This is a genomic window from Gordonia sp. Swx-4, from assembly GCF_030316175.1.
In the GTDB taxonomy this organism is placed as follows: Bacteria; Actinomycetota; Actinomycetes; order Mycobacteriales; family Mycobacteriaceae; genus Gordonia; species Gordonia alkanivorans.
On sequence record NZ_CP128197.1, the window covers coordinates 2904490 to 2920888 of the forward strand.

The window sequence follows — 16399 nt, forward strand, 5'->3', positions numbered from 1 at the left end:
GGGGTGGGCGTACTCGGTGTCACAGCTGGGCTCCCGCCGAATCGGAGCCGACGAGGAGGCGGAAGAGCACCGCCATGCGGACGTGCACGCCGTTGCGGACCTGGTCGAGGACGGTGGCCTTCGGCGAGTCGGCGACCGACCAGCCGATCTCCATGCCGCGCAGCATCGGGCCGGGGTGCAGGACCACCGCGTCGTCGGAGAGCATCGCCAGGCGGCGGTCGTTGAGACCGAAGCGAACCGCGTACTCGCGGGGGCTCGGGAAGAAGCCGCCGTTCATCCGCTCGGCCTGCACGCGCAGCATCATCACCGCGTCGACGGCGGGCAGTTCGGCGTCGAGGTTGCCCGAGACGGTGACCGGCCACTCGCCCACTCCCGCCGGGAGCAGGGTCGGCGGGGCGACGAGGACGACCTCGGCACCGAGGGTCGACAGCAGGTGCGCGTTGGACCGCGCGACGCGCGAGTGCACGACGTCGCCGACGATCGCGATGCGACGCCCGTCCAGCGACCCGAGCCGCTGGCGCAGGGTGAGCGCGTCGAGCAGGGCCTGCGTCGGATGTTCGTGCGTGCCATCACCGGCATTGATGATCGCCGGGCCCTCACCGTCGGAATCGGTGGTCCAGTCGGCGATCTGGGCGGGCGCACCCGACGCGGGGTGGCGGACGATCAGCGCGTCGGCGCCGGCGGCGTGCAGGGTCTTGACCGTGTCCCGCAGCGATTCGCCTTTGCCCACCGAGGAACTCGACGCGCTGACGTTGATGACGTCGGCGCTCATCCACTTGCCGGCGACCTCGAAGGAGACGCGGGTGCGGGTCGAGTTCTCGTAGAACACCGTCATGACGGTCCGGCCGCGCAGCGTCGGGAGCTTGCGGACCTCGCGGCCCGTCAGTGCCTGCTCGAAGCGCTCGGCGTCATCGAGGAGCGCGGTGGCCTCGTCGCGGCCGAGATCCTGCGTGGAGAGCAGATGCCGCATCACGAATCACCCTCGGCGGCAACGACATCGGCGCCGGAACTCAGGACGACCTGGTCGATCCCGTCGTGTTCGGTGAGGTGCACCGACACCTGCTCGTCTCGAGCGGTGGGGATGTTCTTGCCGACATAGTCGGCGCGCAGCGGCAATTCGCGGTGGCCGCGATCCACCAGCACCGCGAGCTGAACCGCGGCGGGGCGACCGAGATCACGCAGCGCGTCGAGCGCGGCGCGGACCGTGCGTCCGGAGTAGAGCACGTCGTCGACGAGGATCACGATCGCGCCGTCGACGCCACCGGCCGGGACCATTGTCCGTTCGAGTGGGCGATGGGGCTTGCCGCGCAGATCGTCGCGGTAGAGGGTGATGTCGAGGTAGCCGACCGGCACCTCGACATTGGCGAACTCGCCGATCTTGGAACCCAGGCGGGTCGCGAGAGACGTTCCGCGAGTGGGAATTCCGATGAGAACGACGCGCGGGGCGTCGGGCGAGTCCAGTGCTGTCTTCTCGATAACCTGGTGTGCGACACGAGCAATCGTGCGCGACACGTCAGCGGCATCGAGCAGCACCCTGGGGGCGGGGCTGGCCAAAGCCGACCTCCTTCTCCGCCTCGCAGGACGGATCGTTAAAGGATGTCTGTCTCGCGACACTTTACACCGCGTGGCGAGACAGACGAATTCCCGCGACCTGCGCCACAGCAAGCGGTCCCGGTCGCGAACACGACCGGGACCGATGACATGAGATCTTCGGTACTACTCGGCGTCACCCGACGGCCGCGGCTCGGCCGACGCGGCGGCACGGACCTGCGGCGCGAGCTCGGCGATCTTGGCGAGCACACCGTTGACGAAGGCCGGCGAATCATCGGTGGACAGCTCCTTGGCGAGCTCCACCGCCTCGTCGACCACCACGATGGTGTCGACGTCGAGCGAGTTGAACAGCTCCCAGGTCGCCAGGCGCATGATGGCGCGGTCGACGGCGGGCAGACGCTCCAGCGTCCACTCCCGCAGATAGGAGGAGATGACCGCGTCGATCTGGTTCTGATCGTCGGCGAGTCCGTTGATCACCGTGGCGGTGTAGTCGTGGATCGAGCCGACGCTCTCGTCGCTGCGGACGTACTCACGGCGTTCGGCGACGAGCTGCGCAGGGCTGACCTTCTTTGCCTCGGCTTCGAAGAGAAGGTCGACCGCGCGCCGCCGCGCCTTGTGTCGGGTTCCGGGTTGTTTCACAGCTCAGGAGTTGACGCGGCCGAGGTAGCTGCCGTCACGCGAGTCGACCTTGAGCTTGTCACCGGTGTTGATGAACAGGGGCACCTGGATCTCGGCGCCGGTCTCCAGTGTGGCGGGCTTGGTGCCACCGGTGGAGCGGTCACCCTGCAGACCCGGGTCGGTCTGGGCGACGATGAGCTCGACGGTGACCGGGAGCTCGACGAACAGCGGGTTGCCCTCGTTGAGCGAGACCTGCACGGTCATGTTCTCGAGCAGGAAGCGTGCGCCGTCGCCGACGACGGCCGGCGGCAGCGCGAACTGCTCGTAGTCCTGTGCGTCCATGAAGACGTAGTCGGTGCCGTCGTTGTACAGGAAGGTCATGTCCCGACGGTCGACGGTGGCGGTCTCGACCTTGACGCCGGCGTTGAAGGTCTTGTCGACGGTCTTGCCGCTCAGCACGTTCTTGATCTTGGTGCGCACGAACGCGGGGCCCTTGCCCGGCTTGACGTGCTGGAACTCCTGGATCTGCCAGAGCTGGTCGTCCATGCGCAGCACGAGGCCGTTCTTGAAATCGGCGGTGGTCGCCATGTGGTGTTTCTTCCCTTGCAGTCAGATGACGGTGAATGTCTTGTCGGTGGTGGTCAACAGTTCCTGGTCGCCTTGTGTGACGACCAGGGTGTCCTCGATCCTGACCCCACCCCATCCGGGTAGGTACACACCGGGCTCCACGGTGACCGCAGCACCGCATGGCAGTGTACCCGCCGCGAGTTTGCCGATTCCCGGCGCTTCGTGGATCTCGAGACCCACGCCGTGGCCCAGTCCGTGCACATAGTGGTCGCCGTGCCCCGCATCGTCGATGACGTCGCGTGCGGCGGCGTCCACCTCTCGCAGCTCGGCACCCGGGCGCAGTGCCGACCGCCCGGCGGCCTGCGCGGTGGCGACGAGGTCGTAGATGTCGCGCTGCCAATCCGCCGCGCGGCGCAACACGAAGGTGCGGGTCATGTCGGAGTGGTACCCGCCGACGACCGCGCCGAAGTCGATCTTCACCAGATCGCCGTCGGCCAGCGCGGTGTGTGTGGGCCGGTGATGCGGGATCGCCGAATGCGCACCGGCGGCGACGATGGTCTCGAAGGCGATGCCGTCGGCGCCGAGGCGGTACATCTCGAACTCCAGCGCGCGGGCGGCCTGACGTTCGGTGGTTCCGGCACGCAGGACGCCGTCGGCGATGATCCGGGCCAGGGCGGCGTCACCGATCGCGCACGCGGCGCGCAGCAGCGCGATCTCCCCCGCGTCCTTGACGGCCCGCAGGCCCTGCACGACGCCGGTGAGGCCGACCAGTTCGACACCGGAGTCCTCGATCGACGCGGTCAGCGCCCGATGGCCGGCGACGGTCTCGGCGTCGGCCTCGAAGCCGATGCGGGTGACACCAGCGGTGCGCGCGTGTGCGACCAGCGCCGGGACGCACGCGCGTTCGATGACGGGCTCGACGTCGGGGACCTGCGCGGCGACCTGGGTGAGGTAGCGGCCGTCGGTGGCGATCCGGTCCTCCGCGGGGTCGGACACGTCGATGAGGACCGCCGCGTTGGACCCGGTGAAACCGGTCAGGTAGCGGACGTTGACGAGGTCGGAGACCACGAACGCCGACACCTGCTCGGCGTCCGCGCGTTCACGCAATTGGTTCCGCAGCCGGTCTCGCCGGCCTGCTGTGTCGTGGATGATCGGCACCCGGGCAACGCTACGGTGGGACGTCGCACAGTGCGACCCCGGCACGCTGGACCGCCCGGATCGACCGGGTGTGTCGGCGATCACGGCACGGATGCGTAGTATGACGCGCATGTCTTCGTGGTTGGTACGCGGTCTGACGATGACCGCCGTTCACGTCCTCGCCCGAATCCTGCTCGGTGTCGCGGTGGTCGAGGCCCCGCTGAACTCCACCGTGTGGCGCACCGTCACCATCGCGGCGGTCGTCCTGATCGCCCTGGTCTGGGGCGGTTTCGACGGTATCCGTGATGCCCGCGCCAATCCCGATCCGGACGACTACGAGGACCTCACCGTCCGCTGGCTGAAGGCCGGTGTCATGGCCGGTGTCATCGCCGGACTCATCTCCTGGATCCTCGGCAACACGGTCCTCGCCGGCATCGGCCAGGCCGGTCTGTTCGTCGAGCTGATCGCCGGCGCCTCGTTCACCGCCCTGCTGGTGTTCGTCCCGGCCTTCGTCGGCGCAGCCATCGGCCGCTGGCTGATCCGCCGCGACCAGAACAAGCACGCCCCCGAGGACGACTGGTCGGCCCACGAGGACCGTCACGCCGACGCGACCGCGCAGTAGAGCCGGTTCGCTCGTTTCTGGCCGAGTAGCGGCTAGAGCAGGACCGACGTGCTCTTGCCCGCCCCGCCGGCGACGGCCGAGTAGGCGGCGGCGAGGAGGCCCGGATCAGGTCCCTCGAGACGGCCCGGCTTGGCCAGCCCGTCGAGCACGACGAACCGCAGCACACCGGAACGGTTCTTCTTGTCCCCCGCCATCCCCTCGAGCAGGTCGGCGAAGGCATCGGGATCGTAGGTCGTCGGCAGGCCGACGAGTTCGAGCACCGACTTGTGACGGTCGGCGGTCGCGTCGTCGAGACGCCCGGCCAGGCGCGCAAGCTCGGCTGCGAACACCAGGCCCACCGACACCGCGGCGCCGTGACGCCAGCGGTAGCGCTCCCGGCGTTCGATCGCGTGGCCCAGGGTGTGGCCGTAGTTGAGGATCTCGCGCAGTGAGGACTCCTTGAGATCCGCTGACACGACGTCTGCCTTCACCTGCACCGACCGGCGGATCAGATCCGGGAGGACCGGGCTGGTGGGGTCGAGCGCGGCCTCCGGGTCGGCCTCGATGATGTCGAGGATGGTCGGATCCGCGATGAAACCGGTCTTGATGACCTCGGCGAGCCCGGCGACGATCTCGTTGCGCGGCACGGTCTCGAGGGTGCCGATGTCGATCAGGACCGCGTCGGGTTCGTGGAACGAGCCGACGAGGTTCTTGCCCGCCTCGGTGTTGATGCCGGTCTTGCCGCCCACCGCGGCGTCGACCATCGCCAGCAGCGTGGTCGGGACGTGGATGACGCCGATGCCGCGCATCCAGGTGGCCGCGACGAATCCGGAGACGTCGGTCGCGGCACCGCCGCCGAGGCTGATGACCTTGTCGTTGCGCTTGAGACCGATCCGGCCGAAGACCTCCCAGCAGAAGGCGGCGACCGAGAGGTCCTTGCCCGCCTCGGCGTCCGGGATCTCGATGCGGTGGGCGTCGAAGCCCTTGTCCGCCAGGAACTCCCGGATCTGCTCGGCGGTCTTGTTCAGCGGCGGCTGATACAGGATCGCGATGCGGTCGGCGCCGGCGGCGGCCTCGGCGACCTCGCCGAGCAGCCCGCGGCCGATCGTGACGTCATAGGGCGCACCCGCGTTGACGCGGATCGCAACGGGTTCGATGTCGGTCATTCTGGTGTCCTCACGTCGAGTTCGCGGGCGAGTTCGGCGACGATGGCGTCGGTGACGGCTTCCGGAGCTGCGTCGGCGTCGACCTCGAAGGTGCACACCGACGAATAGATCTCGGTGCGCTCGGCGAGCAGTTCCGCGTAGCGGGCGGCCGGGTCCTCGGTGGCGAGCAGCGGCCGGTCGGTGCCGGAGACCCGCTCGTAACCGCGTTCGGGGCTGACGCGCAGGAAGACCACCCGCTGATCGGCCAGGGCATCGCGGACACCCGCCGTGGTGACCGCGCCCCCGCCGAGCGAGACCACCCCGCCGTGGTTGTCGAGGACGTCGCAGACCACGTTCTCCTCGATCGTGCGGAAGCCGTCGACACCGTCCGATTCGAAGATCTCCGGGATGCTACGGCCGGTCCGCCGGACCAGTTCGATGTCGGTGTCGACGAAGTCGACCCCGAGACGGTCGGCAAGCAGACGCCCGACGGTCGACTTGCCGGCGCCCATGAAGCCGATCAGCACGGCGCTGGGGCGTCGCCCCGTGGTCGCCCGTGTGGGGGTCGGCGTCTGGGTCATGGGCGCGGAGGGCGCGCGTGGACGGCAGTCAGGTAGGCACCGAGGTTGGCGGCGGTCTCGGCGACCGAGTCGCCACCGAACTTGTCCAGCGCCGCCTGGGCGACGACGAGCGCCACCATGGCCTCGGCGACCACACCGGCCGCGGGCACGGCGCACACGTCGGAGCGCTGGTGGATCGCGCTGGCGGTCTCCCCCGTCTCCATGTCGACCGTCGACAGGGCGCGCGGCACCGTCGAGATCGGCTTCATGGCGATGCGGACGCGCAGGTCCTCGCCGTTGGTCATGCCGCCTTCGAGGCCGCCCGCGCGGTTGGTCGAGCGCAGCACGCCGTCGGGTCCGGGGACCATCTCGTCGTGGGCCTCGCTGCCGCGGCGGCGGGCGGTGGTGAAGCCGTCGCCGACCTCGACGCCCTTGATGGCCTGGATGCCCATGAGGGCGGCGGCCAGACGTGCATCGAGCCGGGTCTCGCCGCTGACGTGCGAGCCGAGCCCGACGGGCACTCCGGTGGCGACGATCTCGACGACGCCGCCGAGGGTGTCGCCGTCCTTCTTGGCGGCCTCGATCTCGTCGATCATCGACTTCTCGGCGGCGGCGTCGAAGGCACGGACCGGGCTGGCGTCGATGGCCTCGAGATCGCTGAAGCGCGGCGGCGGACCGACATAGGGATCACTCGCGCCGATCGAGATGACGTGCGAGACGACCTCGATGCCCAAGACCTGACGCAGGAAGTTGCGGGCGACGGTGCCGGCGGCGACGCGGGCCGCGGTCTCCCGGGCGCTGGCGCGTTCGAGGACCGGACGGGCGTCGTCGAAGCCGTACTTGAGCATGCCCGAGTAGTCGGCGTGACCGGGACGCGGACGGGTCAGCGGCGCGTTGCGTGCGCTGCCCTCGAGTTCGGCGGGATCGACCGGGTCGGCCGACATGACGGTCTCCCACTTGGGCCATTCGGTGTTGCCGATCTCGATCGCCACCGGACCACCCATCGTGCGACCGTGGCGTACGCCACCGATCACGGTGACCTTGTCGGCCTCGAACTTCATCCGCGCGCCGCGGCCGTAGCCGAGGCGACGGCGGGCGAGCTGTTCGGCGATGTCCGACGAGGTCACCTCGACCCCGGCGACCATGCCCTCGACGAGGGCGACCAAGGCGGGTCCGTGGGATTCTCCGGCAGTTATCCAGCGCAGCACAGTGATCAATTGTTCCATGTGCCCCACAACTCCCCGACAGCGGTCGTGGGGCGGGCGCCGTCAGGCCAGATCGGACACGACGATCAGCGCGCCGACGAGCGCCGGGGCATGTGCGTGTCCCCCCGTCGATCCGCGACGCCCGATGCTCACCAGGGCGATCATCAGCGCCACGAGGGAGGCGCACGCCACCATGATCATCGCGGTGTCCCAACGCAGCGCGAGACCGCCGCAGGCGAAGGCGAGCTTCACGTCACCGCCGCCGCACCACCCGACCGTGAACGTCAGCAGGTACGGCGTCGCGGCAGCCGCTGCGGCGAGCCCCACGGCGGGCTGGGCGACGGCGACGACAGCCACCGCGCAGAATCCTGGCCAGACCATCGCATTGGGGATGCGCCGGGTGCATGCGTCGGTGACGGCGATCGTGAGCAACCAGAGCAGGATCGCGGGTTCGGCCATGTGCCGAGCATCGCGCGCATCCGGGCAGGATCGCGGACGGTCTCCACAGCCTCAGGCGTTGGGTATGAGCACCTGCGTCATCGCCTCGCGGGGTGCCGGGAGCCCGGTGAACAGCTCGACCTGACGGAAGGCCTGGTTCAGCAGCATGACCAGTCCCCCGATGACCACTCCACCGGACGCCTCGACGGTGGCCGCCAGCGGCGTCGGCCAGGGGTCGTAGATCACGTCGACGACCTTGCCCGCGTGGGCGATTGCGGGCGCGAGCGTCCCGGCGGCCGGTGCGGGCACCGTCGACACCACCACAGACGCAGCGCGGCAACGGTTTTCGAGCACAGTCCCGGCGTCGAAGGGGACGACCTCACCGGTGATGCCGAGGCGCTCGCACAACTCCAGGACGGACGCGGCCCGGCCGGCGTCGCGCGCGACGACCGAGATCGTCGAGACGCCGACCTCGGCGAGCGCCATGACGGTCGGCAGCGCCGTGCCGCCCGCGCCGACCACGACCGCGTCGGGTGCGGCCCCCGCGGCGATGTCGGTGTCGACGCCGAGTTCGGCCAGCGCTCCCGTCATGCCGTCGATGTCGGTGCAGTCGGCCCGCCAGCCGTCGTCGACGCGGACGAGCGTGTTCGCCGATCCGACGAGTTCGGCCCGCTCGGTCCGTTCGGTCGCGAAGTCCAGGGCGGCCAGCTTGTTCGGCATGGTCACCGAGAACCCGATGAACTCCGGTGCCGCGCCGGAGACGATCTCGGGCAGCCGATCGGCCGTGCACTCGATCCGGTCGTAGGTCCAGCCGTCGAGACCGAGCGCCCGGTAGGCGGCCAGGTGGACGGCAGGCGACTTGGAATGCGCGATCGGCGAACCGAGGACCGCCGCCCGGCGACGGTCACCGTACGGCGAACGGCTCACTGGCATCCCGTCGACACGAGCTTGTTCTTGCAGGCGACAGTGCGGTTGCGCTTGTGTTCCTCGAAGGTGTTCGCGAACAGCGTGGTGCCCGCGGTGTCGACGGTGACGAAGTACAACCACGAACCCGGAGCCGGGTCGAGCATCGCCTCGAGTGCCGGGACACCGACGGCCGCGATCGGGGTCGGCGGAAGACCCTTGTAGCGGTAGGTGTTCCACTCGTTGTCCGCCTTGTAGGCCTCACCGTGCACATCGATGTTGGTGACGGCGGCGGTGTAGTTCTGCGTCGAGTCCATCTCGAGCCGCTGATCCTCGTCGAGCCGGTTGCGGATGACGCGGGCGACCTTCGGCGCATCTTCGACGTGCCGGACCTCGCGTTCGACGATCGACGCGGCGATCAGCGTCTCGTAGGGCGACAGTCCGGACTTGTTGTTGTCCACCAGACCCCACTGATCGAACATCACCGCGCTCTTGGAGATCATCTCGTTGAGGATCTGCACCGCGGTGTGATCGGGTTCGACGCGTTCCCAGGTGGTGGGCGCGATCAGGCCCTCGACGCGGCGGTGGTCGCCGGTCATCGACGCCACGTTCTCCTTCGCCCAATCCGGCACCCCGAGGGCCTCGGGGGTCGAGGTGGCGGCCGCCTCTTCGAGCTGCGCCACCGTGACACCCTCGGGCTGACCGTTGACCTCGGTCGCCGTCGCGTCCTCGATCAACTGGAAGATGCCCGGCGTGACCTTGTCGTCGATACCGGTCTTGGAGTCGAGCTGCAGACCCGGCGGGATCACCACCCGTCCGACGCGGTGCTGGGCACTTTCGTCGGTGAGCATCTCCACGGCGGTCGACGCCGGGATCTGGGTCCGCATCTTGTAGAGGCCGCCGGACATGGGCTGGCCGTCCGCGGCGTCGAGGAAAGCACGCATGCTGCCGACGACATCGGCGTCGAGAAGGATCCGGCCGAAGTCGGACAGGGTCGAGTTCTCCGGGATGTCGACGATCACGTCGCTGGCACCGGCGGTGTTGGTGTAGTCCTTGCGCGACTCCAGGACTCCCATGGAACGCAGACCGTAGTAGCCGACGCCGCCGACGAGGGCGAGCATGAACACGATGGCGAGTGCCAGCACCACGCGACGCTTCTTCTGGTTCTCCCGGTTGCGTCGGCGCGGGCGTCGTGGCGCCGCGGCCGGCTCCGCGTCGTCGGCACCCGGCCACCAGTCGTCCTCGTCGCGCGCACGCGGTCCACGCGGCGTCGTCGCCACGGGCTCGGGGTGTGCGGGCTCGCCGTACGCAGGCTCGTCGTAGGTGGGCTCGTCGTACGCGGGCTGGGCGTCGACGTCGCTGAACTCGTGGTCGTCGTACCGGAGTTCGACGTATTCCGGTTCGGGCCGGCGCGGGGGGGCCGGCGGCGGAGGTGCCTGCTGTGCACGCGGCGGCTGCGGGGGTTGACCGCCCGGCGGAATCCGGACGGGCTGCGCACGTCCCGGAATCCCACCCGGCCGGCCACTCTGGGCCGGGGGCGTGGGCTCGCCGGGCTGCGCGGGCGGGGCTGCACGCCGGCGACGATGCCGGGTGTGTGACGCACCCTCGCCGGGCTGCGTGAAGTACCGCAGACGCTCCGGATCCATACCCTCGGCACCGCTTTGGTGCGCGTCGGCACGGCGTCCCTGGCTGTCCCGGTGTCGCGTGCGACGCCGTTCTTCGGTCACCGCCGGCTCCCCTCCCGACTCTGTCGAGGGATCATCGGACTCACCGTCGCGCATCCAGCCATCCCTGAAGGATAGCGACCGCCGCGGCTTGGTCGATGACTCCTCGTGATGACTTCACCGTCCGGCCGCTCGCGTGCAGCGCCTGCTGCGCGGTCACGGTGGTGAATCGTTCGTCCTGCCAATGCACCTCGGCCGGCGCGATCCGCTCGGCGAGTCGATCACCGAAGGCGCGTGCGGTCTCCGCCGCGACCCCGGTGGTGTTCTTCAGCGTCTTCGGCAGCCCGATGACGACGCCGATCGCCCCGTATTCGGCGACCAGTTCCACGATCCGATCGAGATCGGTTGTGGCAGAGGGTGTTCGACGGACAGTCTCCACCGGTGTGGCGAGAATCCCGTCGGGGTCGCAGACCGCGACACCGATCCGGACGCTCCCTACGTCGATACCGAGGCGGCGGCCTCGTTGCAGGCGCGGATCCTGGTCGATGGGCATCAGCCGACGAACTCGCGGATACGCGACAGGGCGGCGTCGATCCCGCCGGGTTCGGTTCCCGAGCCCTGGGCGAGGTCGGGCTTGCCACCACCGCGGCCACCGACGAGCGGCGCCACCTCCTTGACCAGATCACCGGCCTTGATCCCGGCGTCGCGGGCCGCGGCGGTCGTGGCGATCACGAACGGCACCTTGGCATCCGGTCCGTCGCCGCTCGGCGAGAACAGGGCTATCACGGCCTGGCGGTCGGCGACCCGGCCCCGCAGATCGGTGACGACCGAACGCAGTCCGTTGGCGTCGAGTCCTGGGACACGCCCCTCGACCACGAGCGTGGAACCCACGGTGGTCGCGGTGTCGAGGAGACCCGACACGGCCGCCTGCGCCTGCTCGGCACGCACCCGGGCGAGTTCCTTCTCGGCATCGCGCAGCTTGGTGACGAGCTGCTCGACGCGGCCGGGCACTTCCTCGGACGGCACCTTCAGCGAAGACGCCAGACCGGCGAGCAGAGCACGCTCCTTGGACAGGAAGCGGAACGAATCCATACCGACGTAGGCCTCGACGCGACGCACACCGGAACCGACGGAGGACTCGCCGATGAGGGTGATCGGACCGATCTGCGACGACGACACGACATGCGTGCCACCGCACAGTTCCATCGAGAACGGGCCACCGATCTCGACGACACGTACGACGTCGCCGTAGTTCTCACCGAAGAGTGCCATCGCACCCATCGCCTTGGCCTCGTCGAGTCCGGTCTCGAAGGTGTTGACCTGATAGTTGGCTTCGACCGCGGCGTTGGAGATCTCCTCGATCTCCCGACGCTGCGACTCGGTCACCGGGCCGCTGGCGTTGAAGTCGAAGCGCAGGTAACCCGGGCGGTTGAGCGAACCCGCCTGTGTCGCACCGGGTCCGAGGACCTCGCGCAGCGCGGCGTGCACCATGTGGGTGCCCGAATGGCCCTGCGTGGCGCCGTGACGCCAGGCGGTGTCGACGGCGGCGAGCACCTCGTCGCCCTCCTCGATCTCGCCCTCGTCCACGCGGACCTTGTGCAGCCACACCGACTTCCCGACCTTCTGCACATCGGTGACGGACAGGCGCACACCGGAACCGGTGGTGATGGTGCCGACGTCGGCCATCTGGCCGCCCGACTCGGCGTAGAGCGGCGTGCGGTTGAGCACCACGGTGAGTTCCTGCCCGGCCGTCGCCACGGGCACCCGGGCGCCGTCGGCGACGAGACCGAGAACGCGTGCCTCGGAGACGAGTTCGTCGAAGCCGGTGAACTCGGTGGGTCCGCGGTCGAGGAAGTCGCGGTACACGCTCAGGTCGGCGTGCCCGGTCTTGCGGGCGGTCGCGTCGGCCTTGGCGCGCTGCTTCTGCTCGGCCATCAGGGCGGTGAAGCCCTCCTGGTCGACCTCCAGCCCGGCCTCGGCCGCCATCTCGAGCGTGAGGTCGATCGGGAAGCCGTAGGTGTCGTGCAGGGTGAACGCGTCGGCCCCGGTGATGGTGGTGCTCGCGGACTTCTTGGTGGCGGTCGCGGCGTCGGCGAAGAGCTTGGAGCCCGCGGCGAGGGTCTTGGCGAAGGAGGTCTCCTCGCCCACCGCGACCTTCACGATGTCGGCACGCCTGGTCTCGAGCTCCGGGTACGACGGGGCCATCAGGTCGATGACCTTGCCGATGATCGTGCCCATGGTCGCCTGGTTGTCCCCCGCTCCCAACAGCCGCATCGACCGCACGACGCGGCGCAGGAGGCGACGCAGCACGTAACCGCGACCGTCGTTGCCGGGCAGCACGCCGTCGCCGATCAGCATCGCCGAGGTGCGGGCGTGGTCGGCGATCACGCGGAAGCGCACGTCGTCGGCATGCGAACCGGCGCCGTAGGCGCGGCCGGTGAGCTCGGCGGCCAGGTCGATGATCGGCTTGAGCAGGTCGGTCTCGTAGACGTTGTCGACGCCCTGCAGGATGCAGGCGACGCGCTCGACACCCATGCCGGTGTCGATGTTCTTCTTCGGCAGGGGCCCGAGGATCTCGTAGTTGTCCTTGCCGCCGCCCGGACCGCGGACGTTCTGCATGAACACGAGATTCCAGATCTCGATGTAGCGGTCCTCGTCGGCCTCCGGGCCGCCCTCGACGCCGTAGTCGGGGCCGCGGTCGTAGAAGATCTCCGAGCACGGACCGCAGGGGCCGGGGACGCCCATCGACCAGTAGTTGTCCTTCAGGCCGCGACGCTGGATGCGCTCGGCGGGCACGCCGATCTCGTCGCGCCAGATGGCCTCGGCCTCGTCGTCGTCGAGATAGACCGTGGGCCACAGCTTCTGCGGGTCGATGCCGTAGCCGCCGTCGGAGACGCTGTTGGTCAGCAGGGTCCAGGCGAAGGTGATGGCCTCGCGCTTGAAGTAGTCGCCGAAGGAGAAGTTGCCCGCCATCTGGAAGAAGGTGTTGTGGCGGGTGGTGATGCCGACCTCGTCGATGTCGAGGGTGCGGACACACTTCTGGACGCTGGTCGCGCGGTCGTACGGCGGGGTCTGCTCGCCCAGGAAGTACGGCTTGAACGGAACCATGCCGGCGTTGACGAACAGCAGGTTGGGGTCGTCGAGCAGCAGCGAGGCACTGGGCACCTCGGTGTGGCCGGCCTTGATGAAGTGGTCCAGAAAATGCTTCCGGATGTCATGCGTCTGCACTGTTGGTCTCGTCCTCGCCGTTGGTTGTCGCGACATCCCAGAGTACCGTCGGCGCGTCGCGGAACCGGTCCCGGGCGTCATACCCCGGCACATCCGGCGTGATCAGCGGGATCGGCGACGTGTGACGGCACCCCGGACGATGGATCTCAGGCGTGCCACGCGCGGCCCGATCTCACGTTCGAGCCCGTGATCGGTGGGCTCGTAGTAGTCGACGCCGACGAGTTCGTCGGGCGGGTACTGCTGGGGCACCACGCCGTCGGGATGGTCGTGCGGGTACCGGTAGGCGACGCCGTTGCCGAGTTTCTTGGCACCGGCGTAATGGCTGTCGCGCAGGTGGGCGGGCACCGCCCGGGCCTTGCCCGCCTCGACGTCGGCGAGTGCGGCGCCGATCGCCGAGACCACGCCGGCCGACTTCGGTGCGGTCGCCAGGTGGATGGTCGCCTGGGTCAGGGCCAGTTTGGCCTCCGGCATGCCGACGAGGTTGACCACCTGGGCGGCGGCGACCGCGGTCTGCAGCGCGGTGGGATCGGCCATGCCGATGTCCTCGCTCGCGTGGATCATCAGGCGCCGGGCGATGAAGCGCGGGTCCTCCCCCGCCGCGATCATGCGCGCCAGGTAGTGCACGGCGGCGTCGACGTCGGAGCCGCGGATCGATTTGATGAACGCGCTGGTCACATCGTAGTGCTGGTCGCCGTCGCGGTCGTAGCGCACCGCCGCGCGGTCGATCGCGGTCTCGACGTCGGCGAGGTCGACGTGGGTGGCCGAGTCGGCGCTGGCCTCGAGCGCGGTGAGGGCCCGCCGGGCATCGCCGCCGGCGACCGCGACCAGGTGGTCGTAGGCGGCCTCGGTCACCTCGACCTGCCCGTCGAGGCCCCGCGGGTCGGCGACGGCCCGGGTGAGGACCTCACGGATGTCGTCGTCGGTCAGCGACCGCAACTGCAACACGAGGGACCGTGACAGCAGGGGTGCGACGACGGAGAACGACGGGTTCTCGGTGGTCGCCGCCACGAGCAGCACGATCCGGTTCTCGACCGCGTCGAGCAGAGCGTCCTGCTGGGTCTTGGAGAAGCGGTGGACCTCGTCGATGAACAGGACGGTCTGCTGACCGTCGATGAGCCGGCGACGGGCGACGTCGATGACGGCGCGCACCTCTTTGACTCCCGCCGACAGGGCGGACAACGCCTCGAACCGGCCGCCGGTGGCGCGGGCGATCAGCGACGCCATCGTCGTCTTGCCGGTGCCGGGCGGGCCGTAGAGCAGCACCGACGCCGCGCCCACGCCGCTGATCAGGCGACGCAGCGGCGAGCCGTCGCCGAGCAGGTGCTGTTGGCCGACGATCTCGTCGAGGGTCTGCGGACGCATGCGGACCGCGAGCGGTGCCGTCGGTTTCGGTGCCGCGGTCAAGCCGTCTGCACCGGGCGTCGGCCCACCGGCTCCGGCCCGGGGATCCACGGGCGGGTCGAACAATCCGTCCACGAGCCGATCAGGCCATCCAGATGCGCTGCAACGCGAGACCCGTTGCAGTCGCGAAGTCGGCGATCGCGTCCTCACCGGCGCGACCGGCGGCGGCCGCGAGGTCGGTCCAGCGGGACACGAGTACACGCGGATCGTTCGTGTGCAGTGCCCAGTCGTGGGTGAATCCGCCGGTGCTCTCGGTCGGGGTGCCAGCGGCGGAGCCCTGCAGTTCGGGGTCGAACGGGGTCATCTCGAGGCTCGCGTCGGAATCCGCACCGACCGCGTTCTCCGTGGCGATGAGGTCGGTGTCGGCGGGCAGCATCCACGCGGTCGACAGCCACACCCACAGCAGCCGGGCGACGAGCACCTTGCGCTCCATCTCGCGTTCGTGCGCGAGGGCCGGCCAGATCGGGTTCACCTCCGACCGCCAGGCGTCGACCATCGACACCTCGAGGTCGGTGGCACGTGCCGCGGCGCGCGCGGGCAGCTGGGCGGTCATGGTCACCACGGCGTACGCGATGTCGAGGGTGGCGTCGCGGAAACCGCCCCACTCGTAGTCCATGAACTGCACGCCGTCGTCGTTGATCATGATGTTCTCGGGGCCCACGTCCGACGGACTGAATGCGCGGTGCTCACCGTCGTCGAACAGGGCGGCCGCGGTCTCGAGGGCCTCGATGACGCGGTCCGGCACCTGCACGCCGAGCGCGGCGGCGTGTCCGGCCAGTGCCTCGACGGAGCGTCGGGCCTCGTCCCGGAGGATGTCGCGTCCCTCGGTGCCCGACCTGCCGCGGCGGACCAGGGCGTCGAAGTCGATCTCGCCGCCGACGGTGGCGGCGTGCATGCGGCCCAGGGCCTGGCCCCAGGCACTCACCGCGCGGGAGGTCTCCACCGGGTCGACGCCGTCGAGGTACTCCAGCATCGAGCGGCCGTGCCCGAGGTCGGAGAGCACCATCAGGCGCAGGTCGGGGTCGGAGGCGATGAGCTGCGGACCCGGCCGCGACTCGTTCGGGAGCGCGGTGGCGTACTTGTACGAGGCGATCTCCCGGTGGAACGCCTGCGGGTCCTCGTGCTCGGGCAGCGCCTTGATCACCAGCGAACGGTCCAGGCTGAGGGGGTTCTGCGCCACCCTCACCCGAACCACCGTCGTACGGCCGCTACCACCGAGGTCTTCCGGGTCGTCGAGGACTACGGAGGAACCGGCGCGGTGTGACAGCAGCGCCTCTGCCGCCCGCACCACGCTGGTGATGCGGCTTTCAGTAATGACCGTCATGTCGTATCCCAAGGTACCCGTTGCAACTGTGTTGCAACACCGGTGTTCATCCTTCTG

The 16399-nt window shown here is 69.5% G+C and carries 16 protein-coding genes; 1 reads left to right on the plus strand and 15 read right to left on the minus strand.

The features are described 5' to 3' along the window. Positions 1 to 19: 19 nt before the first annotated feature. From PWF70_RS13175 to PWF70_RS13195, 5 genes are all read right to left on the minus strand, one after another. Entirely contained in the window at positions 20 to 970 is a 951-nt protein-coding gene (locus tag PWF70_RS13175) for an aspartate carbamoyltransferase catalytic subunit (protein WP_035751483.1), read from the minus strand. Beyond that, entirely contained in the window at positions 970 to 1554 is a 585-nt protein-coding gene (pyrR, locus tag PWF70_RS13180) for a bifunctional pyr operon transcriptional regulator/uracil phosphoribosyltransferase PyrR (RefSeq protein WP_006357196.1), read from the minus strand. The genes PWF70_RS13175 and pyrR overlap by 1 nt, the downstream gene beginning before the upstream one ends. Positions 1555 to 1716: 162 nt before the next feature. Beyond that, positions 1717 to 2190, minus strand: a complete 474-nt coding sequence (nusB, locus tag PWF70_RS13185; protein ID WP_035751481.1) for a transcription antitermination factor NusB — start codon at positions 2188 to 2190, stop codon at positions 1717 to 1719. A 3-nt stretch (positions 2191 to 2193) separates the two neighbouring features. Beyond that, the gene (gene efp, locus PWF70_RS13190) at positions 2194 to 2757 is read right to left on the minus strand and encodes an elongation factor P (protein ID WP_035751479.1); all 564 of its coding nucleotides are present in this window, start codon (positions 2755 to 2757) and stop codon (positions 2194 to 2196) included. A 21-nt stretch (positions 2758 to 2778) separates the two neighbouring features. Further along, positions 2779 to 3894, minus strand: coding sequence for a M24 family metallopeptidase (locus PWF70_RS13195; protein ID WP_035751478.1), 1116 nt, complete (start codon positions 3892 to 3894; stop codon positions 2779 to 2781). A gap of 109 nt (positions 3895 to 4003) precedes the next feature. Between PWF70_RS13195 and PWF70_RS13200 the strand changes: the two genes are divergently transcribed. Beyond that, the gene (locus PWF70_RS13200; protein WP_035751690.1) at positions 4004 to 4495 is read left to right on the plus strand and encodes a B-4DMT family transporter; all 492 of its coding nucleotides are present in this window, start codon (positions 4004 to 4006) and stop codon (positions 4493 to 4495) included. A gap of 32 nt (positions 4496 to 4527) precedes the next feature. Here the strand turns inward: PWF70_RS13200 and aroB are convergent, their stop codons facing one another. From aroB to PWF70_RS13250, 10 genes are all read right to left on the minus strand, one after another. Next, the gene (aroB, locus tag PWF70_RS13205; protein WP_006356955.1) at positions 4528 to 5640 is read right to left on the minus strand and encodes a 3-dehydroquinate synthase; all 1113 of its coding nucleotides are present in this window, start codon (positions 5638 to 5640) and stop codon (positions 4528 to 4530) included. After that, positions 5637 to 6200, minus strand: coding sequence for a shikimate kinase (locus PWF70_RS13210; protein WP_035751461.1), 564 nt, complete (start codon positions 6198 to 6200; stop codon positions 5637 to 5639). The genes aroB and PWF70_RS13210 overlap by 4 nt, the downstream gene beginning before the upstream one ends. Further along, positions 6197 to 7405, minus strand: a complete 1209-nt coding sequence (gene aroC, locus PWF70_RS13215) for a chorismate synthase (protein ID WP_035751460.1) — start codon at positions 7403 to 7405, stop codon at positions 6197 to 6199. The genes PWF70_RS13210 and aroC overlap by 4 nt, the downstream gene beginning before the upstream one ends. A 42-nt stretch (positions 7406 to 7447) precedes the next feature. Continuing rightward, positions 7448 to 7843 (minus strand): A24 family peptidase, encoded by a 396-nt coding sequence (locus PWF70_RS13220; RefSeq protein WP_035751459.1) that lies wholly within the window; start codon positions 7841 to 7843, stop codon positions 7448 to 7450. A gap of 51 nt (positions 7844 to 7894) precedes the next feature. Next, complete coding sequence (locus tag PWF70_RS13225) at positions 7895 to 8755, minus strand: shikimate dehydrogenase (RefSeq protein WP_164905320.1); 861 nt, start codon at positions 8753 to 8755, stop codon at positions 7895 to 7897. Next, entirely contained in the window at positions 8746 to 10506 is a 1761-nt protein-coding gene (mltG, locus tag PWF70_RS13230; protein ID WP_035751457.1) for an endolytic transglycosylase MltG, read from the minus strand. The genes PWF70_RS13225 and mltG overlap by 10 nt, the downstream gene beginning before the upstream one ends. Further along, positions 10493 to 10942: a Holliday junction resolvase RuvX gene (gene ruvX / locus PWF70_RS13235; RefSeq protein WP_006356961.1), complete on the minus strand. Its 450-nt coding sequence runs from the start codon at positions 10940 to 10942 to the stop codon at positions 10493 to 10495. The genes mltG and ruvX overlap by 14 nt, the downstream gene beginning before the upstream one ends. Then, on the minus strand, positions 10942 to 13617 hold the full coding sequence (gene alaS, locus PWF70_RS13240) for an alanine--tRNA ligase (protein ID WP_035751455.1): 2676 nt from the start codon (positions 13615 to 13617) through the stop codon (positions 10942 to 10944). Before alaS ends, ruvX begins: the two co-directional genes overlap by 1 nt. Before the next feature lie 102 nt (positions 13618 to 13719). Next, complete coding sequence (locus PWF70_RS13245; protein WP_035751454.1) at positions 13720 to 15093, minus strand: replication-associated recombination protein A; 1374 nt, start codon at positions 15091 to 15093, stop codon at positions 13720 to 13722. 7 nt (positions 15094 to 15100) lie between these two features. Continuing rightward, on the minus strand, positions 15101 to 16342 hold the full coding sequence (locus PWF70_RS13250; RefSeq protein ID WP_286352634.1) for an aminoglycoside phosphotransferase family protein: 1242 nt from the start codon (positions 16340 to 16342) through the stop codon (positions 15101 to 15103). Positions 16343 to 16399 lie beyond the last annotated feature (57 nt).

Excerpts from the sequence above, each read along its gene's own strand:
- PWF70_RS13250 (WP_286352634.1), bottom strand. The coding sequence starts at position 16,342 with ATGACGGTCATTACTGAAAGCCGCATCACCAGCGTGGTGCGGGCGGCA.
- PWF70_RS13225 (WP_164905320.1), bottom strand. The coding sequence starts at position 8,755 with ATGCCAGTGAGCCGTTCGCCGTACGGTGACCGTCGCCGGGCGGCGGTC.
- efp (WP_035751479.1), bottom strand. The coding sequence starts at position 2,757 with ATGGCGACCACCGCCGATTTCAAGAACGGCCTCGTGCTGCGCATGGAC.
- PWF70_RS13200 (WP_035751690.1), top strand. The coding sequence starts at position 4,004 with ATGTCTTCGTGGTTGGTACGCGGTCTGACGATGACCGCCGTTCACGTC.
- PWF70_RS13175 (WP_035751483.1), bottom strand. The coding sequence starts at position 970 with ATGCGGCATCTGCTCTCCACGCAGGATCTCGGCCGCGACGAGGCCACC.
- PWF70_RS13210 (WP_035751461.1), bottom strand. The coding sequence starts at position 6,200 with ATGACCCAGACGCCGACCCCCACACGGGCGACCACGGGGCGACGCCCC.
- aroB (WP_006356955.1), bottom strand. The coding sequence starts at position 5,640 with ATGACCGACATCGAACCCGTTGCGATCCGCGTCAACGCGGGTGCGCCC.
- PWF70_RS13220 (WP_035751459.1), bottom strand. The coding sequence starts at position 7,843 with ATGGCCGAACCCGCGATCCTGCTCTGGTTGCTCACGATCGCCGTCACC.
- mltG (WP_035751457.1), bottom strand. The coding sequence starts at position 10,506 with ATGCGCGACGGTGAGTCCGATGATCCCTCGACAGAGTCGGGAGGGGAG.
- ruvX (WP_006356961.1), bottom strand. The coding sequence starts at position 10,942 with ATGCCCATCGACCAGGATCCGCGCCTGCAACGAGGCCGCCGCCTCGGT.
- aroC (WP_035751460.1), bottom strand. The coding sequence starts at position 7,405 with ATGGAACAATTGATCACTGTGCTGCGCTGGATAACTGCCGGAGAATCC.